This window comes from Microcoleus sp. AS-A8 (assembly GCA_039962225.1).
Classification (GTDB): Bacteria; Cyanobacteriota; Cyanobacteriia; order Cyanobacteriales; family Coleofasciculaceae; genus Allocoleopsis.
In genome coordinates this window covers 1-17474 of record JAMPKV010000040.1, presented here as the reverse complement: position 1 = coordinate 17474, position 17474 = coordinate 1, and the positions used below count along the sequence as shown (strand labels likewise).

Here is a 17474-nt window from a genome sequence, read left to right as displayed (position 1 = left end):
TCAACGTTTCTGGGGTTGATTGACAGAACTGCCATCGGCAGAAAAACGCAGCAAGACCAAGGAATAGGGATTCAACGTCAACGGTTTTTGCTCCAACGTGGCTGTATCTAGGGAGGTCGTCGTTACGCCAGTGGCATCCAGGCACAACATCAGTAGTTTGTCCGGTTTTGCATCCATCTGCGTCGCCTGAACGTTGAGTGTGGCAAGTCCAGCTGACTTATTAATCAACAAGAGTGAGCGCCCCCCATCTTTCTGCAAAACTGGCATTGCTTCCACAAAGGAGTGGTTGCTGTCTGCCTGCATCACTGTACCAGTTAGATATTTGATTCCCCAAGCAAACACGGTTGCAGCAGGTCGTAGATTATTTTCAGGATCGATCAGACCGTAAACTCCATCCTTAAGATGCCATGAGGTCGCCATGTCAATGCCGGCATCCGCCAGATTTTTGAGTACCGACGCAAACCAGACGGCTCCAACATGGGTATGTTGGCGATTTTCACCCGATCGCCAATCGTAGTTAATGTTATATTCTCCCAGCAGTAGTGGCACGTTGCGATCGGGGATGTACTGCTTCGCTAATTTGCGAAATTCCTGCACCTGATTCCTATAGTTTGGTGTGTAGGACATCAGCGTGTCAGTGGATGCACTGGCATCGCCACTGCCGTAACGGTGCCAGGAAATGAAGTCTACATTCGGTTCGCACGCCTTCAGAAAGGCCGCGAGTCGTCTGGGTTCGTCCCAAGTCTGCACTGGCCCCCCGACTTTAATCTGGGGGTCTTGACGCTTCATCGCTGTCGCCGTCTTGTTGTAGATTTTCCAAAGCTCGTCGAGTTTACCCGCTTTTTCGTAACGAACATCTTGTTCGTTGATGGGCTCCCAATAAACCACTTTTCGCTGCTGGCGTCGGTTGAGAATTTCCACCAATTGAGCACAGAAAGCCGCATAGTTATCGTACTCAGAAGGGTCGAGTAGACCATCTTGGGTCTGAGCCATCCACTGGGGCCAACCAGAAATGTTCTGGATGATTGTCGGTCGTTGGGGATAGGAGGCATCGTAACCCGCTTTTATCTTGGCCTCATCCCAGGTTTTGGTGGTAGAGTTAGTCCAGCGATCGCTTAATCCCGCGAAGTGAATCCGAATTAAACCGATGCCTAGTTCCACTAGGCGACTCTGATAGACTGGGTCAGCCGCCGCTTCTGGTTTAGTGATTTCGTAGTCGTTGGAGCCAAACGTGAAGGGAGTGGTTTGAGCTACTGCTGTCGCCCAATCTACCCTCACTCTTGCGGTAATAGAATTTGTAGAAGACAGCCTAGGGGTGGATGAGCCTGGATTCTCTCCCATAATCTTGGTAAAGATTCGACGATGGCAACTTGTGTTTAAAACCTGAGCTAACGCACCGCCAGATACGGCTAACTTGAGCATGACTCTACGCCGCATAGCTCAGGAATTCACTAAAGACTCATTAGAGCGATACGGATAGGCTTTTGAGTTGGCCTCCACACCATTAATGACTAAACCCAAGATTTTGGCACGGTGCTGATCCAGTTGATCGAGGCTCTCATTCACGGAGTTACTATAGCTCGTACCGGGTCGGACGACAAATAACACGTTGGGGACGACGTTAGCCATCAAAGCGGTTTCACTGGTCAGACTAACTGGAGCGCTGTCAACTAGGACGTAGTCATAGTTATCCGCAGACTCAGCAACAGCCAGACTCTGCTCGAATCTTCCCCGCCTCACCAGTTCTACAATCTTGCCTTGTTTGGGTAAGGTTGGCAGTAAATCTAGACTCGGCTCTACTGATATTGGCTGCTGGACTTCGTTGGCCAAGCGGACGGCGTCAGCCGATTCCCGTTCCCGACCATAACCCAAGCGTCGGCTCAGTTCGGCTTTGCGGAAATCCCCGTCCACGAGCAGGACGCGGAAGCCTAAATCTGCCAAGGCTCTAGCCAGTCCTAGGGTCACCGTTGTCTTCCCTTCCCCCATAATCGCACTAGTAATCAACAAGCGGCGATCATTAAGAGGTTGTAAGCTAATCGCTGAGGCCAGTCGCTGAAACTCAACTTCTGTTTCCGTACCCACTTGCCAGCTTAGGCCAGAATTCCTGAGCCTGGGAATGCGTACCACAATCGGAAATTTGATGGATTGCAAGTCTTTGGGACTCAACAGCGGATTCCGGCTCTCTAGGAACAGCACCAACGCAATGCTACCGATAAGGGAAGCCATCAGGCCACTGAGGACAGTGATTGACCGCTTGGGGCCGGAAGGCTTGGAGTCAACCTTGGCAGGGTCAAGTACCTGCACGTTCGGATAAGTATCAAAGGCGTTAATATTGTTCTGCTGCACTTGGGCTACCAAGCCTTTGTAAACCCCCTCAGCGACATCAACCTGCCGTTGCAGTTCCAACAGTTGAGCCTGAGAAGCGGGAAGGGATTTTAAGGCAGCGTTCAGTTTGGCAATCTCTCTCTGTAGTTGCTCGGCCTGTCGCTGCTGACCTGTGGCTTCACTCTCGGCAAGCACCAATTGCTGGATTAAAGTGGCACGTCCATCAGTCCCGGTAGATACTGTGGTGTCTACTCGCGTGCCAGCGGCTGATTGAGCGATGTAATCCTGAAGCTTACGCTGCAACCCGTCGCGCTCGGAAACCAGTTTCTGTACGGCTGGATGGTTATCGGTGAAAGTAGCTCTGAGCTTCAGCAATTGGGCGTCTACTTCCGCCAGTTTGCTGCGAACGAACTGGTAGTTTTGGTTCTCACCCAATCCTAGCGATCGGATAGCCTGGTTAGGTGTAAGACTTAAGCGAGTCGATAGGACTCTGATTCGATTTTCACTCGCCTGAGCTTGAGCCAGTACCTGCGCCTGCACAGTAGTCAGATTATTGATGGCGCTCACAATTCCTTGGGTTTGTGCTTCGCTGTTGACCAAACCTGTGGACTGCTTGAACCGTGCTACTGCTATGTGCGCCTGACTTAATCTTTCCCTAGCTTGATTCAGTTCTTTCTGACTAAACTGCTTGCGAGACGCACTATCAGCTTGACGCAATTCATTCAGACGCTGTTGATACACTTCGAGTAAGGTGTTCGTTCGCTGGCGTGCCAATTCGGGCGTTGAACCACTGACAGCCAGTGAGACGATGGTGGATTGTTCCTGAGGAGATGCTTTGAACAACCGCTTGTAGTTCGCGAGTCTGGAAAACTTACTTTTCTCAGGGTCAGAGTCTAACACCCGTTCTAGCAGCGCATCACTGGTTAGGATAGAAGCCTGAACTTTTAAAGGATTGACTTCACTAGAAAAACCAGGGTCGGCATTTCTAAGGGAACCCAGCGTTCCTAAATTGGCATCTAGATTGCCGCTTTTCTGAGGCAGAATAAGCTGTGCCGTAGCCGTCCAAACTTTAGGAGAAGTTGCCAACTTGCCAACGGTGGCTGCAAGCACGAGCAAATTCAATATGAATAAAGATTTCCAGTGCCTAGTGGCAATTGCAGCTACTTTACCCATGAATTTATAGATACCAAAAGATGCTTCTCAAGGCTAACAAGTTAATTACCCTTATTGATAATATTAAGGAAATTACAGACGATTTTCATCTGCAATTGGATAGAACTTTTTCCGTGCTTCAGTATCTCCTGCTAACTGCTCCCAGCTGGTTATAGAGCCATCAGGCGGCTGGATTTCCGAGAGAATTGCACCCAACCAGACAAAGAAGAACCAAAAATACACGGTCATCCAGGTCAAGGGTGTGGCATTGCACAGCACGTACAACGCCACCAGGCTAGCAAATGCTCGCTTGCCGAGTGGGTTACCACGAACGGCTGGCCCCCAGAAATTCCACAGTGTTAAGGCTAAAGCGGCAACAAAGACGACGAAACCGACGATTCCGTGCAAATAAAGAACTGAAGCGTAGGTTGAGAAAGAACCTAAGGCAATGTCGTAGGTATACCATTTGACTGAGCCTCTGATGATTCCCCACCCTAGCCAAGGTGATTCTTGCCAAGCTTCGAGTGTTTTGCGAACCACAAGTTCCCGGTCTTTCGATGACTCAGCGCGAGCACCCGTGAAAATTTCCATGGGTTTTTCAATTAACTGACTTAAGGTCAGCCCCAAAAGAGCACAAAGTAATGAAGTGAAGGATGCGCCCCACAGAGAACCTTGACGAACCCACCGACTGCGGAAACACCCCAGAATCAACAAAGCCAGGGGAAAGCAGACCCAAGCAAGACGACTCTGACTAATGAGCAGAGAAACTAAGCAACCGGCTAAAGCCCATCTGCGTAGGCGGCGGTCGGTTTCACCTAAGCAGATAAAGAAACATAGAACCGTGCAAACTCCCACGATAGGGGGGTCTGGCGTGTAAAGGACTGTCCTGGGTAAAGGGATGCCAAAGAACGGTTGAAACGCGGCAAATGTGACTTTCAGGCTTAGTTTATCCCCTGGAAGCAGTCGTGCTAGTGGCGGAATAAAACCGGATCCGCCAATTTTCAGGAAAAGCATTGCTAATTCAATAGCAATGGTTACTAAGTAGCCGGTTGTCATCCAGGCAACGGCACGCGTCACCACCCGAACCCTGATCTGATTCCAAAAGGGTAGTGATAGACAGACAAAGATTAAGAAATAGCTCTTGACAAAGGTGACTACGAACGCAGCCGTTTTCTGAAATTCAAATCCTGTGCTACCCAGACCAATGATGGCAGTCCAAGCCATGACCAAAGCCATCGCCAACCACGCCCATACACTGACTGGTAATGAAGTTCTGATGAGCTTGTTGAGGTCAAAGGTAATGACCAGTAAAAGCACTAAAATAGCTGGGTAGAGCAGAGTCTGTATACCTGAGAGCCACCACAGGGGTGTTAGAACAATCGTCCAATAAATCACCCGCTCTGGGAATGACAGGGCACCTAATTTGAAATCTTTGATTGACGAAGCTGTTGGGTTAGAGGTGACGTTTAACATTCAACGCTTGCAGAGCGAAAGGTTTAACTGAATGAATTTTCGGGTTATCAAAGGATTAGGGTTGGGATTGTTGCAGGCTTGAGTTACGACTTGTACGAAGTTTGCTGATGAACTGGAGTAGGGCACGGCTCATTTTAGGTGAAATCAGTCGCATCAGCAGTGCCTTAATCAATAGATTTCGAGTCCAGCTTTCTCGTAAAATCGGGGGATGTAGACGAATTGCCATCCATAGCTTCTGAATGGCCTGCTGAGAGGCGGCTGTCGTTCCAACCCTCATCAAGTATAGGTGAGCTGAGAACCTGTACGTATTGGCAAGACTTTGATTCTTTAAAGACTGTATTTCTGGTGGTGCAGATTGAAATCCTCTGTCAATGACGATGAGATTACATTTTTCCATCACCTCAACTTTAGAAGACGCAGAGTTTGAAGTTATCCGGTAAAGAATCTGAGGTTTAGGCACCACCACAAAAGGCCAACGAGCAGCTAACCGTAGCCAGTAATCCCAATCTGCCGCACATGGCAAAGCAGGATCGAACTCTCCCACAGATTCAATAGCTTCTCTACGAACCATGCAATTTGAGCCGCTAACAATGAAGTCTCTGACTAGCAACTCGGCATAAACATTTCCTTCAAAAAAAATAGGTTGATCAACTTGAAGAGATTCTCCCTTTTCATCCATGTAATAAGCCCAGCTATAAACTACTCCGGCCTCTGGATGCTGCTGTAGGGCGGCTAACTGTAGCTCTAATTTATCCGGTGTCCATAAGTCATCGGCATCAAGAAACGCCATGAACTTGCCAGTAGCTAGAGAGATGCCGCGATTGCGTGCTACTGATTCTCCGCCATTTTCATATGAGAAAATCTTCAGCCGTAAATCCTCAACTGTATTGAGCAGTTCTAGGGTCTTGTCGGTTGAGCCATCATTGATAACAATCAGCTCAAAGTCTGAAAACGTCTGATTCAGAACTGATGTAATCGTTTCTAGAATCGTTCGTTCCGCATTGTAGGCAGGAACAATCACAGAGATGGTTGGCATTGTTTTATCGTTTTCATCAAATTGAGAAGTGTGCTGTAGTTGTGGCGTGCATCAAAGCGTTCTTCCGCTAGGCGGCGGCTGGCAGTTGCCATTGTGTATCGTTTTGTGTTGTCACCAGCGATCGCTCGCACAGCGGTAACCAGCCCACCCGCATCCGACGGTGGTACAATCAAGCCGTTTACTCCGTCTTCTACTTCTTCGCGCAATGCGCCCACATCCGTCGCGATAACCGGCAATCCCGCCGCCATCGCTTCCATCACGGCAATTGGCAAGCAATCGCCTTGCGTCGGAAACACAAAAATATCTGCCTTCGCATACAGTTCCTTAAGGGGTTGGCTGTTGGGAGTCAAACCGCAATGCACTTGCACGCCTTCCATTCCCGCTAGTTCGCGCTCGATACTGGTGTCTTTGGTAACAATGTCCAGTGTGCAATCGTGAGTCAATCCGCTGCGAAATGCCTCGACTAGCGTGTAACCCCCTTTGCGTGCAAATTCACCGGCTACGAACAACAACCGCACTCTTGGGTTTGTCGAAATTGGGTCTGCCGCCTTGTCGCGCCCGAAATGCCATTTTTCCATGTCCACGCCGGGGGGAATCACTGTGATTTTGTCGGCAGGCACGCCGTAGTCAGTAATCAGCGAATCTTTAGCCCACTGACACCACGTCACAAGGGCGGTAGCAGCGTGATAGGTACTCCGGTTCCACAGAAATTTGCGCTGTTCGAGTAAGGAGTTACCGCCCACTTTGTGGTTGTACCCCTCGCCGACAGAGTCATAGTTGAATGGTGTGGCGTCCGTCGAAATAATGGTTGAGATCTGCTTCATAAAGGGAAAGCCAAACAACGCCAGCGTCTGCGTATGCAGGAACAAGGCATCAAGCGGTTGAATCTGCAAAGCTGTCTTGATGGCATCACGGGCGCGTAAACTGGCTTGGAGCGACCAATTATTGCGAATAATTGGCATACGCTCCCAAATGTCGTTTTCGCCGGTTTTAATCGGCATCCACGTTGGGTGGATGTCGGCATCTTCTGCTACCCACCGTCTTAGGTTCTGGTAGTGGGTGACGTGTCCTAATCTGTGTTCGATTACAAAACCAAAATTAAGCATTAATATTTAACCTTTTTAGAAGTTAATTGATGATGCAATTTTCTATAATTCTCTCAAGTTTTTGATTGAATATTAATTTATATTGAGGCTATTCAATGGGTTAGGAATAAATAAACACAGAGGTCAGACGGCTTTCCAGAATAGGGAGAAACAGAGTAAGGAGAAGAGTAACTTTAATAATTAATTGGGTATTGTAGAGTTTTTGGCATTATTTTTTATTTTGAAATAACGCCAACTTATTGGCAACTTTGCCGACTAGAGATGAGTACATTAAAAAATTCTTTGCAGCTAAAAAGCGAACGCAGACTAGATACATGGCAATAAATAAAAATGGCTTCCAGATTACAGGTACGCTCATAGAAATTAAAATTCCAAAAAGCGCAAATAGGGCGGCTTTAAAGGAAGGAATTAAAAACTTCATTAATGGCCAACCCAGTTCGCGGCAACCCACCCACCACCAGTAGACTGTCCAGGAAATTCCCAGCACGACAGCAACTGCAATACTCACCCCCACAATTCCTGCTTGCCAAGCCCCAAGCAGAAAGCCCACAATAGCGATGGGAGCAATATAAAGGTTGACCTTGGCATTAACACCAGGGCGACCTTTGGCAGACAACATAGAACCGATTTGACCGTTGATCAGTCGAAAGTAAGCAAAGATAAGTAACCAAGGAATTACTGCACTCGCAGGTATCCACTTGGCTCCAAATACTAGAGAGATTGCCCGTTGGTCAATGATTAAAAAGAATAAGGCGTATAGGGGAGCAGTTAGGTAAGCAACTTGTTCAACAACTGCCAGCAGGCCATTCTCCTGCTGTTTATCATCTGGCAATTGAGCGAAGGCTGATATCCCAATTTGACCGATCGCTTGACCGAGGATTGTGGTGAGCGCCATCGTCAACTGATATGCAAAATTGTAGTAGCCCAGATTGGTACTACCCAGCATCCTGCCGATCGTAAAGTTATCGCCGTTGGCATTGACGTAATATCCTAAGCTAGATCCTGTGGCTCCTAGGCAGTAAGACAATACTTCTTTTCTCGCCTCTGGATCAATCTCTAGACGAAAATCCTGCTTGGCGTGGTAACGCAGTAGCGCACATGATGTTAGCCAAAAAGCCGTATCTCCCGCTACAAAAGACCAGTAGCTAAAACCTAGGAAAGCGCACCCAGCTGTAGAGAAGACTCGAACCATTGAGGCGATTAGGTTGGAGTTAGCGAGTTCTCGATACTGCATTCGCCTCGTCAGTACTCCCGCATAAATCGAGTTGGCACAAGAGAGCACGAGGTTAAAGGCAAAGACAACCAGAATCCAGACTAAGCTGGGCACTCTGAAAAATTGAGCAGCTAGGGGTGATACTGCAATTAGCCCTACACCTAAAACCAGCCCAATACCGAGACTGATTGTGTAAGTTGTATTTAAATAACGCTTGTCTTCAAGACCCTTGTAGACAATAAAAGACCCAGCAGAATCCTGCGTGAACAGATTGACGAACCCCCAGAAAATGTAGGCGACGGCAATTATGCCAAATTCGGAGGGCAGGAGCAATCTTGCTAGCAGCAAGTTGCTGAGTAAGGCTAGTACGCGTGTGGCGATCGCTCCGTAGGTCGTCCAGAACCCACTTTTGATTAACGAGTTACGGTTCATTCAGCCCTACTTTTGGGTGTACTCTACTGAGCCTAGCGATCGCCCAATCACCTGCTTGGAAAGTGGTGACAAACGCACAGACACCAGGGTGAGCATTGAGCGGGGGTCGCGATAAAAAATTGAGCGATCAGTAGCCCATGCTCGATCCAGAAAATGACGGGCTTGTTGTGCATTACCCGCTGTCAGGGATAAACGAGCTAAGTAGCGATACATATAGGCGTATGCGGTTGGAAGTAAGGGAGCGACCACCTCTGGAGACCGTCGCAAGGCAGCCTCAAGCACTTGTTCGTGAGAACGCTGCATTTGTGCCACGTTGAAGGAAAGTCCAGACGGACGAACGCGATAGCCACATAGAATTTGGGGTAGGCGATGGAAGTGCCAGCGCCGCGTTGCTGCAATCCTCAGCCAAAAATCGATATCCTCAGAGCTACGTAACCCTTCGTCAAATTCACCCACCTGATCGAATAGGGTGCGGCGGAACACAGCATTAGAACCGTGACCAACAAAGTTTTTGCACAGTAAAGCTAAGAGGGGGTCAGACATGATCGGCTTCCCACTCAGGGACATTAAGGTTGGGCGTCCGTCGTCACGGATTGCCCGTGAGGCACTATACACAACCCCGACATCGGCAGCGCGATCAAGTACAGCGACATGGGTGGATAATTTATCAAGTTCGTAGACATCATCGCCATCCAAGAGGGCAATGTAGGGGGAACGGGAATGACGGATGCCATAGTTGCGAGCTGAGGAGAGACCTCCATTCTGTTTTTGCAGTAACTGAAAGCGTGAATCACGCTCACAAAATCCTTTAACCACCTCCGCCGTACCATCGGTAGAACCGTCATCAACAATAATCGCCTCGAAGTCTGGAAAGGATTGATTTTGTAAAGAGACCAGAGCCGGTTCGATATAAGAGCGAACATTATAGGCGGGAACAATAACACTGACTTGAGAGACAACCATCATTAGATAGACCCATTCCTACACGGCAAAAGCAGTAATTTTTAATGTTTTCTAAGAGAAAAATTCTCTGTGCTGGAACTTATCCAGCTCAACTCTGAAAAATTAAATGTTCGAGGTGTCTAGAACGGGATTAGCAATTGTTAGACCCACCAACTGAATTTTACGAACAGATAAAAAAAAGACATCCCCCCAAAGAAGGAAAATAAAATGTATACTTAATAACTTTTATGTATTAACGCATATAATACTCCCTTCTAACGAATAAATCTTTGGCACAACTGAAAAATCATACTTTCGATAGAAAATAATAATCCGGCTTTTGGGGGACTACAGCCAGCTTAAAAACTCTTAACGTTCTATAGGAAGGCATTCTTCATCTGGTTCTATTTAGATGACTACAACCACAGTCAGGCCCTCAGGTTTCTCTACCGATGTCTCTCAAGTAGAGACGTTGCCGAGCATTAACGTCCATCTTCTATCTCGGCGCATTACTTGTATGCCCGTTCCGGCTATTGTCGAAGCGATTCATACGGCCTGTATTCAGGGAAGAAAGATTACTGTAGCGAATTACAACGTACACAGTTTTAATCTTTCGATGCTACTGCCATGGTTTTATAACTTCCTACAAAGTTCAGAAATCACTCACTGTGACAGCACTGGCATCTTAAAAGCATTGCAATTCATGGGGCTGAAATTACCCATAGAGTACCGAGCATCCTACACGGCGTTGATGCCCGCATTGCTGGAACATTGCAACAAGCAGGGTTTTTCCATTTTTCTGCTAGGATCTAAGCCTGAGTGTCTAGAGGCAGCGCTCGACCAGCTTAAAAGCGAATATCCCAATATTCCTGTAGATGGGCACCACGGTTATTTTGATATTGAAGACCTCGATCAAAATGAGGCTGTGATTCAAAAAATCAACCTTGCCAAGCCTAACATTTTGGTTGTAGGCATGGGAATGCCGCGTCAAGAAAATTGGATTCGACTGCATCGTAGCCGTCTTAATGTCAACGTGATCATGGCGGGTGGTGCGGTTATCGATCGGCTAGCCGGTATCGTTTCAGACTGTCCAGCCTTTCTTTCAGAATGGGGTTTAGAGTGGGTGTACCGCTTATGTCGGGAACCTAAACGTTTAGCCGTTCGCTATTTGTTAGGGAATCCAGCTTTCGTGCTTCTGCTCGCCTTGGCTAAGTTTTATGCCTCTCCATTAGAGGTAGAGGATATACCGATGAATCGTACCTCTACTTTGAGGCTTCAAAAAAACCAAGCCAACTCTTCCTCAACAGTTAAGAATCAAAATAGGTTTCTTGCTATTGTCCACCCGGATGATAAGCATCTCGGTCGTTATCTCGTGGAAGCTGGTCTTTTAACTCCGCTACAACTCAAAACAGCGTTATCTGAACAACAGGTGACCGGACTACGCCTAAGCGAATTAATAGTTAGGAAGAGATGGCTCAAGCAGCAAACCGTTGAATTTTTGGTGGAAAAGTTATTGATCCGCGAACAAGTCGTCGTCGAAACGGATGACAAACGTATTGGTCATTATCTTGTTGAAGCAGGTCTTTTAACTCAGGCACAAGTGGAAATAGTCTTATCTGAGCAAAAGGGAACTGGACTGCGCCTAGGTGAATTGATAGTAAGAAAGGGATGGATTAAGGAGCAAACCATTGAATTCTTGATTAAAGATGTGATTCTCTCGGAAAGGGCTTTATGTGCTTGAGTATTTTGGTAGACAAAAGCACTTAAATGCCTACGCCACGAATTAAGGCATATTTTTCGGAAAATTAACTTTGAACCTGGCTAGAAATACATACCAGTGGGTGACATAAATTCTTTTGCCATGTCTGAGGAAGATGCATGAAAGTTTGCTATCTGCTACAAACTCATAGAAATCCAGAGCAAATTTACCGATTAGTTCGCATCATAAAAAAATTAAGTCCTGGTTCTGAAGTCCTCGTAAGTCATGATTTTACTAACTGTAATCTTGATGGAGCAGAACTTCATAACCTATGTGGTATTCATGTGATTCCTGGCAAAGGAGGACGTGGAGATTTTTCCATAGTTCAAGGATATCTAGACGCGGTGGATTGGCTGTTGAGCCGTCAAATTGAGTTTGACTGGCTAATCAACATCTCAGGTCAAGATTATCCAATCCAACCCCTATCACAAATTGAAAACTTTCTGGCTCAAACCAGTTATGATGGTTTTCTTGAATATTTTGAAGTCTTCTCTGAACAAAGCCATTGGAGTATTAGAGAAGGCCATACGCGATACTTATACCGATATCAGAAAATAGGAATTGAATTAACTGAATGGCAACGGCAACTCCTAATCCCCTTAAAAATAATTAATTACATTCAGCCTTTTTTTAGGCTTAACATTGCCTATGAGCTTATAGGAGTCAGAGCTTCAGCTCCCTTCAATGAGAATTTTATTTGTTATGGCGGGTCTTACTTCTGTACCTTGTCTAGAAAATGCATTCAATATATTTATGACTTCTCTCAGTCAAATCCGGATATCGTTAACTACTATAGACGAGTGTGTGTGTCCGATGAATCTTTCATACAAACAGTCTTAATTAATAGTCGATTGTTTAACCTATGTAATGACGGCAAGCGGTACTTGGATTTTTCTAAAACTCGTAATGGTCGCCCCCAAACTCTCACTACGAATGACTATCCAGCTTTAGTGGAAAGTAATGCTCACTTTGCCAGGAAATTTGACATAGCTCAAGATAGCAAGATTTTAGACCTTTTAGATACCATCATCCTGCAACGGTCTCAAGAGTGCCACCAAGAGGCCAACACACGTTAAAGTTTTTTCTTGTAGTTGTCAATAACAATCACCCAAACCATCAGGAGGTTATTTCCTTGGAACCCCTAGTCAGTGTCGTGATACCCACCTATCGCAGGCCACTATTGGTTAAACGGGCGGTTCAAAGTGCGCTTGCTCAAACGCTGAGTCAAATTGAAGTTATTGTTGTCATTGATGGCCCAGAGCAGTCCACTCGTGAAGCACTGACAACGATCGATGATTCCCGGTTGAGGGTGATTGAACTACCAAGCAATCAAGGGAGCTGTAGCGCCAGGAACACTGGGGTGGCTGCCGCTCAAGCCAAATGGGTAGCTTTTCTAGACGATGATGATGAATGGATGCCCCAAAAGCTAGAACGGCAACTGGAAGTTGTTAGAAGTTCTCAGTCCTCGCTTCCAATTGCCACCTGCTATCTGGTTGTGCGATCGCCCAAAGGAGAGGCAATTTGGCCGAGAAGACCTCCGGCTGAGTCGGAACCGTTGAGTGAATATCTGTTTGTTCGCAATACCTTGTTCCAGGGAGAAGCACTGATCCAAACCTCCACCATCCTCACCGCCAAAGAGTTATTGGAAAAAGTTCCCTACAGAAGCAGTATGCAAAAGCATGATGATTGGGACTGGCTATTGCGGGCAATCAACCAGGAAGGGGTAGGGATTGAATTTGTGTCTGAGCCGTTGTCGATTTGGTATTTAGGGGAAAATCGTCCTACTTTAAGTAGCACTTACGATTGGCAAAGTTCATTCAACTGGATTCAAGCTGCACGAGATTTAGTAACACCGAGAGCTTATTCATCCTTCATATTGGCAGAAGTCAGCGCACGAGCTGCCCGAACCCAAGATTGGAAAGCCTTTTGCCTTCTGCTTTGGGAAGCCATCAGGCAAGGTTCGCCCACACCTGCTGACTTATGTTTGTATCTCGGCATGTGGCTAATCCCCCCACAGACCCGACACTGGTTACGGAATCTTTTAACGAGGGAACGTAGGACATTGCCAACTTGACCGGGTACTTTCAAGCGGGCTACATTACATCCAAATTCATTGGCAGACCACTACATTAATTTGGCAGTTAGCAAAAACTGAAAATTACATCTATCCTTGGGGATATCTTTGGTATCTGGCACTCTCTAAGTTAGGCTGGGACAAATATTGCACCAGTCACAGAGACTTTTGACCTGAGGACTGCTGCAAGGTATGTGAATCCTTCGGCAAAACCCTATGTCTAACGCTCTTTCGTTCAGACTCATTCTTGGATTACTACTGCTTAATGTTGTTCAGGTTGCTGTATCTACTCCGACAAGAGTACAACCCCTGAAAGCGGAAATCTCTAGGGCAGATTCGACAGTCGGTGAGATAACCACCGTTAAACCCACCCTTTTAATCGCTCAACAATCTCGCACACGCCGCATTCGGTTTGCACGCGGTGCTAGCTCAGCAGTGGTAGAAGATGCTGTAGTCCGAGGGACTAGAGATATTTATCTGCTGGGTGCTAAAGCGGGTCAGAAAATAACAGTCAGTATCACGTCTGTGGAAAATAATGCTGTTTTTGATGTTATTTCTCCCAAGCAAAAGATCCTCAAGCAAGAGGCGACTAGTTGGAGTGCTCAATTGCCTGCAACCGGTAACTATCGGATTGTTGTAGGTGGAACTCGTGGGAACGCTACATACAAGCTGCGAGTTGAGATTAAGTAATGAGATTGAGAAGACTTGTTGCTAAGTATATTTTTAAGCAACCACAGAGACACAGAGAACTCTGAGGAGGAAAGAAAAGAGGAGAGATGAGTGAAGTTTTCGTTGCCTTTGGATCGGTTTCCTAGAGGCAAAGAAGCGCAATGGCTCGAAAAATTAGTGCCATCGCGCATGGGGTTTCATGCCCAGATAGGGGACAGGAGAGTTGGATAATAACTAGGGAGTGTGCCAATCATCAGCAATGGCTAGCTGATTGGCGAGATGTCCGGTACAATGCTGACGAGCAATGCGTAGAACAGTAAATAGCCCTATCGACCCTAAACGTTTAGAGGCTGTTTGGCTGATTCAGGAGTGTGGATTTGAGCATATCAGTTGTTGATCGATTACGGCTTGGAGTATCTGTCGGGGTATCAAAAACAGTTACGTCTGTGGTACGTTCGTTACGCTTGGGAGCCGCGAGTGTGTTGCCGGGAGAGGTGGCTCGTCGTCTCCAGCCGAAGGCGCTACCGCTACTGTTTAAACAAGTCAGGCGAGGGGTAATTCTCGTTGTTGGCACCAATGGTAAAACGACGACTTCTCTACTCCTGTGTACCATTCTTGAGGCTCAGGGTTGGCGAGTCGCGCACAATGCCACGGGTGCGAATTTGATTAATGGCTTGGTGACGACACTACTGGAAAATACAAATTTACTGGGTCAGCTAAACGCAGACTATGCCATTTTGGAGGTGGATGAGAATATCCTGCCTCTAATCCTGCGCGATTGTCAGCCTCAGTTCATTTTGGGTTTAAACTTGTTTCGCGACCAGCTCGATCGCTATGGAGAAGTCGATACAATCAGTCGTCGATGGCAAGAAGCGATCGCACCTCTTCCCCCTGACACCAAAGTCATCTTAAACGCTGATGACCCCACCCTCTCCCATTTAGGTCAGCAGCTACCTCAAAAGGTCTTATTCTTTGGTCTGAGTGAACCTGACCTGTATCTGGATGAAATTCCTCATGCTGTAGACTCGATTTATTGTCCCAGTTGTGGACATCCTTTGGATTATGAGGGCGTTTACCTCTCCCATTTAGGAGACTATCGCTGCCCTAGCTGCGGTTTTAGCAAGAGTCAACTAGCGGTAAATAGTCGAGAATGGCCTCAAATTCTGATTGGTGTTTATAACAAATACAACACCCTAGCGGCGGGGTTAGTAGCACGGGAGATGGGAATTGATACCGCCGCCATTTATGACACGGTTAAGAACTTCCGTGCCGCCTTTGGACGTGCGGAAGAATTAGATGTAAATGGGAAGCATGTGCGGATTTTGTTATCCAAGAATCCGGTAGGCATGAATGAAACGATCCGTGCCGTGACTGACATCCAAAAAAAAGGTGGCGCATCGACCAAGCTATTGGTACTCAATGACCGTACACCCGATGGTACGGATGTGTCCTGGATTTGGGATGTGGATACCGAGAAGCTGGTGGAATTAGGGGGAACGATTATTGTTAGTGGCGATCGCGTTTATGATATGGCACTACGCCTACGCTATAGCCAAACGGCAGAAGACAATAAGTTTCGACTCATTGTCAAAGAAGACTTGCAGGAAGCGATCGCGACAGCTTTGGAACTCACCCCAGCCAATGAAACCCTCCATATTTTACCCACCTACTCCGCCATGCTGGAAGTACGCGGCTTGCTGACGGGTCGGAAAATTCTCTAGTTTTAACCTTCAACCTGCAATCTTGCCATGAATCCCGAACAATTGACGTACTCCACCCCTAACCCTACGGGTATACGAGTGGATTCTTAAGAGATTTTCACCCTTAACGGCTGCGCCAAACAGCCTCTACCCAGTCCAAACCGAGGTTTATCCTGGCTACTTTCAAGATGTTTTTTGAGGATATTTGCAGCTCCGTTAATATCAGCGTTGATCAGCCAACCTTTCTTGGTTCGGTACAGTCCACGATTAATACGTTTGCCACTTCCTTTAAATTCAACTGGGTTGTCAGCGTTGTAAACGGGGATTGGGTCGCCATCTACAAAACTGGATTTGGAGGTATAGGATTCTTCTTGCTCGACAAAAGTAATGCCGTATCGCTCACAGAGGCTTCTCAGCTTGAGGCGAAGGGTAAAAATTGGAACTTGGACAAAGTTCTGATTGTTGCGAGTACCCATGTTGGAGTCTTGTTTCATTCCTGGGTTGTAGCCCACAACCACTTTGCCAATTCCTTGGTCAATACAGTGGTTAATAATGTGTCGAGCCGCTTTGTTCAAATAATCTCTAACCCGACGATTACGACGGTCTGTGATTCTAAACTGCTGCTCGGTAAGCCCCTTGATGCCCTGCTTATCTTTTTCAGATTGAAGTTGGGACTTCCGCTTATTAAACCACTGATTAACAGATTTAAGCCGCTTGCCATCAATGACAAAACTCGTTTGTTTTGTCGTTATACAAGCCGCGAGATTATCCATCCCCAGGTCAATGCCCATCATGTGTTCAGGGTTAACTTGAGCCGGAGTATCATCAGATTCGTAGATGTAAGTTACATCGAACAGGCAAGCGTTGTACTTGGGATAAATGCGAATCTCCTTGATTCGCTTTTCTCTCAGGCGTTCCGGGATTTCAAGGGTTACGCTTCCTCCAATTTGTCGTTTAAAATCACGAGACAAAGGAATTGGAAACTTCCACTCTTTGAAGACTTGCCTTGCACGAATCGGAATAATCAGAGCCAAGTATCCTTCTTTATCCAAATATCGAGGTATAGATACAAAGCTCGTAAACGTTCCAGTTCGTCTAGCTTCGAGCAAGCCGAAAAACGACTGAAAAGCTCGATCAACAACTTTGAGAGTTTGCTGCCCAATGTCTGTCGCCAACAATTTGTAATTCTCGTTGGTTTTGCAATGATGATAAGTCGATTCGTAGCGCAAGTGCTTGCGTTCAGTGAAAAAGTATTGCCTCACTGTGTAGAGTCCTACATTGTAGAGATTCTTACTCAGGCGGCACAATGTCCGAAGCGTCTGGGTTTCTTCAACACTCAGATGCAATCGATTTGTTTGAGTCAGGAGCATAGCTTATCGACCGATCCGCTACAAAACCTATTTTATAGCGGATTAGCAAGTGAGTCTAGCAACTCCCTGACCGCAATTTCCCATATCACCAAGTTTCGCAGCTATGGTGGTAAGCTGCTACGCAGCTTGATTGTATAATATTAAAATAATTAACTAAGCTAGTGCTAGCCACGTATGCCAGCCAAAAATCATCTTTCTCAAAAACAGAGGGAACGGCTACTAA

The 17474-nt window shown here is 46.7% G+C and carries 14 protein-coding genes; 6 read left to right on the top strand and 8 right to left on the bottom strand.

From position 1 onward, the window contains the following. The 7 genes from NDI48_30545 to NDI48_30515 all read right to left on the bottom strand — a co-directional run bounded on the left by NDI48_30545 (position 1) and on the right by NDI48_30515 (position 9703). A complete protein-coding gene (locus NDI48_30545) occupies positions 1–1437 on the bottom strand; it encodes an alpha-L-arabinofuranosidase (GenBank protein MEP0835508.1) in 1437 nt (478 codons plus the stop codon). A 3-nt stretch (positions 1438–1440) separates the two neighbouring features. Beyond that, entirely contained in the window at positions 1441–3498 is a 2058-nt protein-coding gene (locus NDI48_30540; GenBank protein ID MEP0835507.1) for an AAA family ATPase, read from the bottom strand. A gap of 72 nt (positions 3499–3570) precedes the next feature. Continuing rightward, positions 3571–4950, bottom strand: a complete 1380-nt coding sequence (locus tag NDI48_30535; protein MEP0835506.1) for an O-antigen ligase family protein — start codon at positions 4948–4950, stop codon at positions 3571–3573. A gap of 55 nt (positions 4951–5005) precedes the next feature. Further along, positions 5006–5986 (bottom strand): glycosyltransferase, encoded by a 981-nt coding sequence (locus NDI48_30530; protein ID MEP0835505.1) that lies wholly within the window; start codon positions 5984–5986, stop codon positions 5006–5008. Next, positions 5968–7092 (bottom strand): glycosyltransferase family 4 protein, encoded by a 1125-nt coding sequence (locus tag NDI48_30525; GenBank protein MEP0835504.1) that lies wholly within the window; start codon positions 7090–7092, stop codon positions 5968–5970. The genes NDI48_30530 and NDI48_30525 overlap by 19 nt, the downstream gene beginning before the upstream one ends. Positions 7093–7300: 208 nt before the next feature. Beyond that, positions 7301–8737: an oligosaccharide flippase family protein gene (locus NDI48_30520; GenBank protein MEP0835503.1), complete on the bottom strand. Its 1437-nt coding sequence runs from the start codon at positions 8735–8737 to the stop codon at positions 7301–7303. Between the two features lie 6 nt (positions 8738–8743). Then, positions 8744–9703 (bottom strand): glycosyltransferase family 2 protein, encoded by a 960-nt coding sequence (locus tag NDI48_30515; protein MEP0835502.1) that lies wholly within the window; start codon positions 9701–9703, stop codon positions 8744–8746. Positions 9704–10091: 388 nt separating this feature from the next. Between NDI48_30515 and NDI48_30510 the strand changes: the two genes are divergently transcribed. The 6 genes from NDI48_30510 to NDI48_30485 all read left to right on the top strand — a co-directional run bounded on the left by NDI48_30510 (position 10092) and on the right by NDI48_30485 (position 15902). Next, the gene (locus tag NDI48_30510) at positions 10092–11420 is read left to right on the top strand and encodes a WecB/TagA/CpsF family glycosyltransferase (protein MEP0835501.1); all 1329 of its coding nucleotides are present in this window, start codon (positions 10092–10094) and stop codon (positions 11418–11420) included. A 137-nt stretch (positions 11421–11557) separates the two neighbouring features. After that, positions 11558–12514, top strand: a complete 957-nt coding sequence (locus NDI48_30505; GenBank protein MEP0835500.1) for a hypothetical protein — start codon at positions 11558–11560, stop codon at positions 12512–12514. A 56-nt stretch (positions 12515–12570) separates the two neighbouring features. Then, positions 12571–13512 (top strand): glycosyltransferase, encoded by a 942-nt coding sequence (locus tag NDI48_30500; protein MEP0835499.1) that lies wholly within the window; start codon positions 12571–12573, stop codon positions 13510–13512. A gap of 216 nt (positions 13513–13728) precedes the next feature. Continuing rightward, positions 13729–14202 carry a hypothetical protein gene (locus tag NDI48_30495; protein ID MEP0835498.1) on the top strand — a complete coding sequence of 158 codons (474 nt, stop codon included), beginning with the start codon at positions 13729–13731 and terminating at the stop codon, positions 14200–14202. 140 nt (positions 14203–14342) lie between these two features. After that, positions 14343–14501, top strand: coding sequence for a hypothetical protein (locus NDI48_30490; protein ID MEP0835497.1), 159 nt, complete (start codon positions 14343–14345; stop codon positions 14499–14501). Positions 14502–14552: 51 nt separating this feature from the next. Beyond that, complete coding sequence (locus NDI48_30485) at positions 14553–15902, top strand: Mur ligase family protein (protein ID MEP0835496.1); 1350 nt, start codon at positions 14553–14555, stop codon at positions 15900–15902. 86 nt (positions 15903–15988) lie between these two features. Here NDI48_30485 and NDI48_30480 read toward each other — a convergent pair whose 3' ends face one another. Beyond that, positions 15989–17251 (bottom strand): transposase, encoded by a 1263-nt coding sequence (locus NDI48_30480; protein MEP0835495.1) that lies wholly within the window; start codon positions 17249–17251, stop codon positions 15989–15991. Between the last annotated feature and the right edge of the window lie 223 nt (positions 17252–17474).

Bases quoted from the DNA above. Each gene is read 5' to 3' on its own strand.
- NDI48_30520 (MEP0835503.1), bottom strand. From the start codon at position 8,737: ATGAACCGTAACTCGTTAATCAAAAGTGGGTTCTGGACGACCTACGGA.
- NDI48_30495 (MEP0835498.1), top strand. From the start codon at position 13,729: ATGTCTAACGCTCTTTCGTTCAGACTCATTCTTGGATTACTACTGCTT.
- NDI48_30490 (MEP0835497.1), top strand. From the start codon at position 14,343: ATGGCTCGAAAAATTAGTGCCATCGCGCATGGGGTTTCATGCCCAGAT.
- NDI48_30515 (MEP0835502.1), bottom strand. From the start codon at position 9,703: ATGATGGTTGTCTCTCAAGTCAGTGTTATTGTTCCCGCCTATAATGTT.
- NDI48_30540 (MEP0835507.1), bottom strand. From the start codon at position 3,498: ATGGGTAAAGTAGCTGCAATTGCCACTAGGCACTGGAAATCTTTATTC.
- NDI48_30535 (MEP0835506.1), bottom strand. From the start codon at position 4,950: ATGTTAAACGTCACCTCTAACCCAACAGCTTCGTCAATCAAAGATTTC.
- NDI48_30525 (MEP0835504.1), bottom strand. From the start codon at position 7,092: ATGCTTAATTTTGGTTTTGTAATCGAACACAGATTAGGACACGTCACC.
- NDI48_30505 (MEP0835500.1), top strand. From the start codon at position 11,558: ATGAAAGTTTGCTATCTGCTACAAACTCATAGAAATCCAGAGCAAATT.
- NDI48_30545 (MEP0835508.1), bottom strand. From the start codon at position 1,437: ATGCGGCGTAGAGTCATGCTCAAGTTAGCCGTATCTGGCGGTGCGTTA.
- NDI48_30480 (MEP0835495.1), bottom strand. From the start codon at position 17,251: ATGCTCCTGACTCAAACAAATCGATTGCATCTGAGTGTTGAAGAAACC.
- NDI48_30530 (MEP0835505.1), bottom strand. From the start codon at position 5,986: ATGCCAACCATCTCTGTGATTGTTCCTGCCTACAATGCGGAACGAACG.
- NDI48_30510 (MEP0835501.1), top strand. From the start codon at position 10,092: ATGACTACAACCACAGTCAGGCCCTCAGGTTTCTCTACCGATGTCTCT.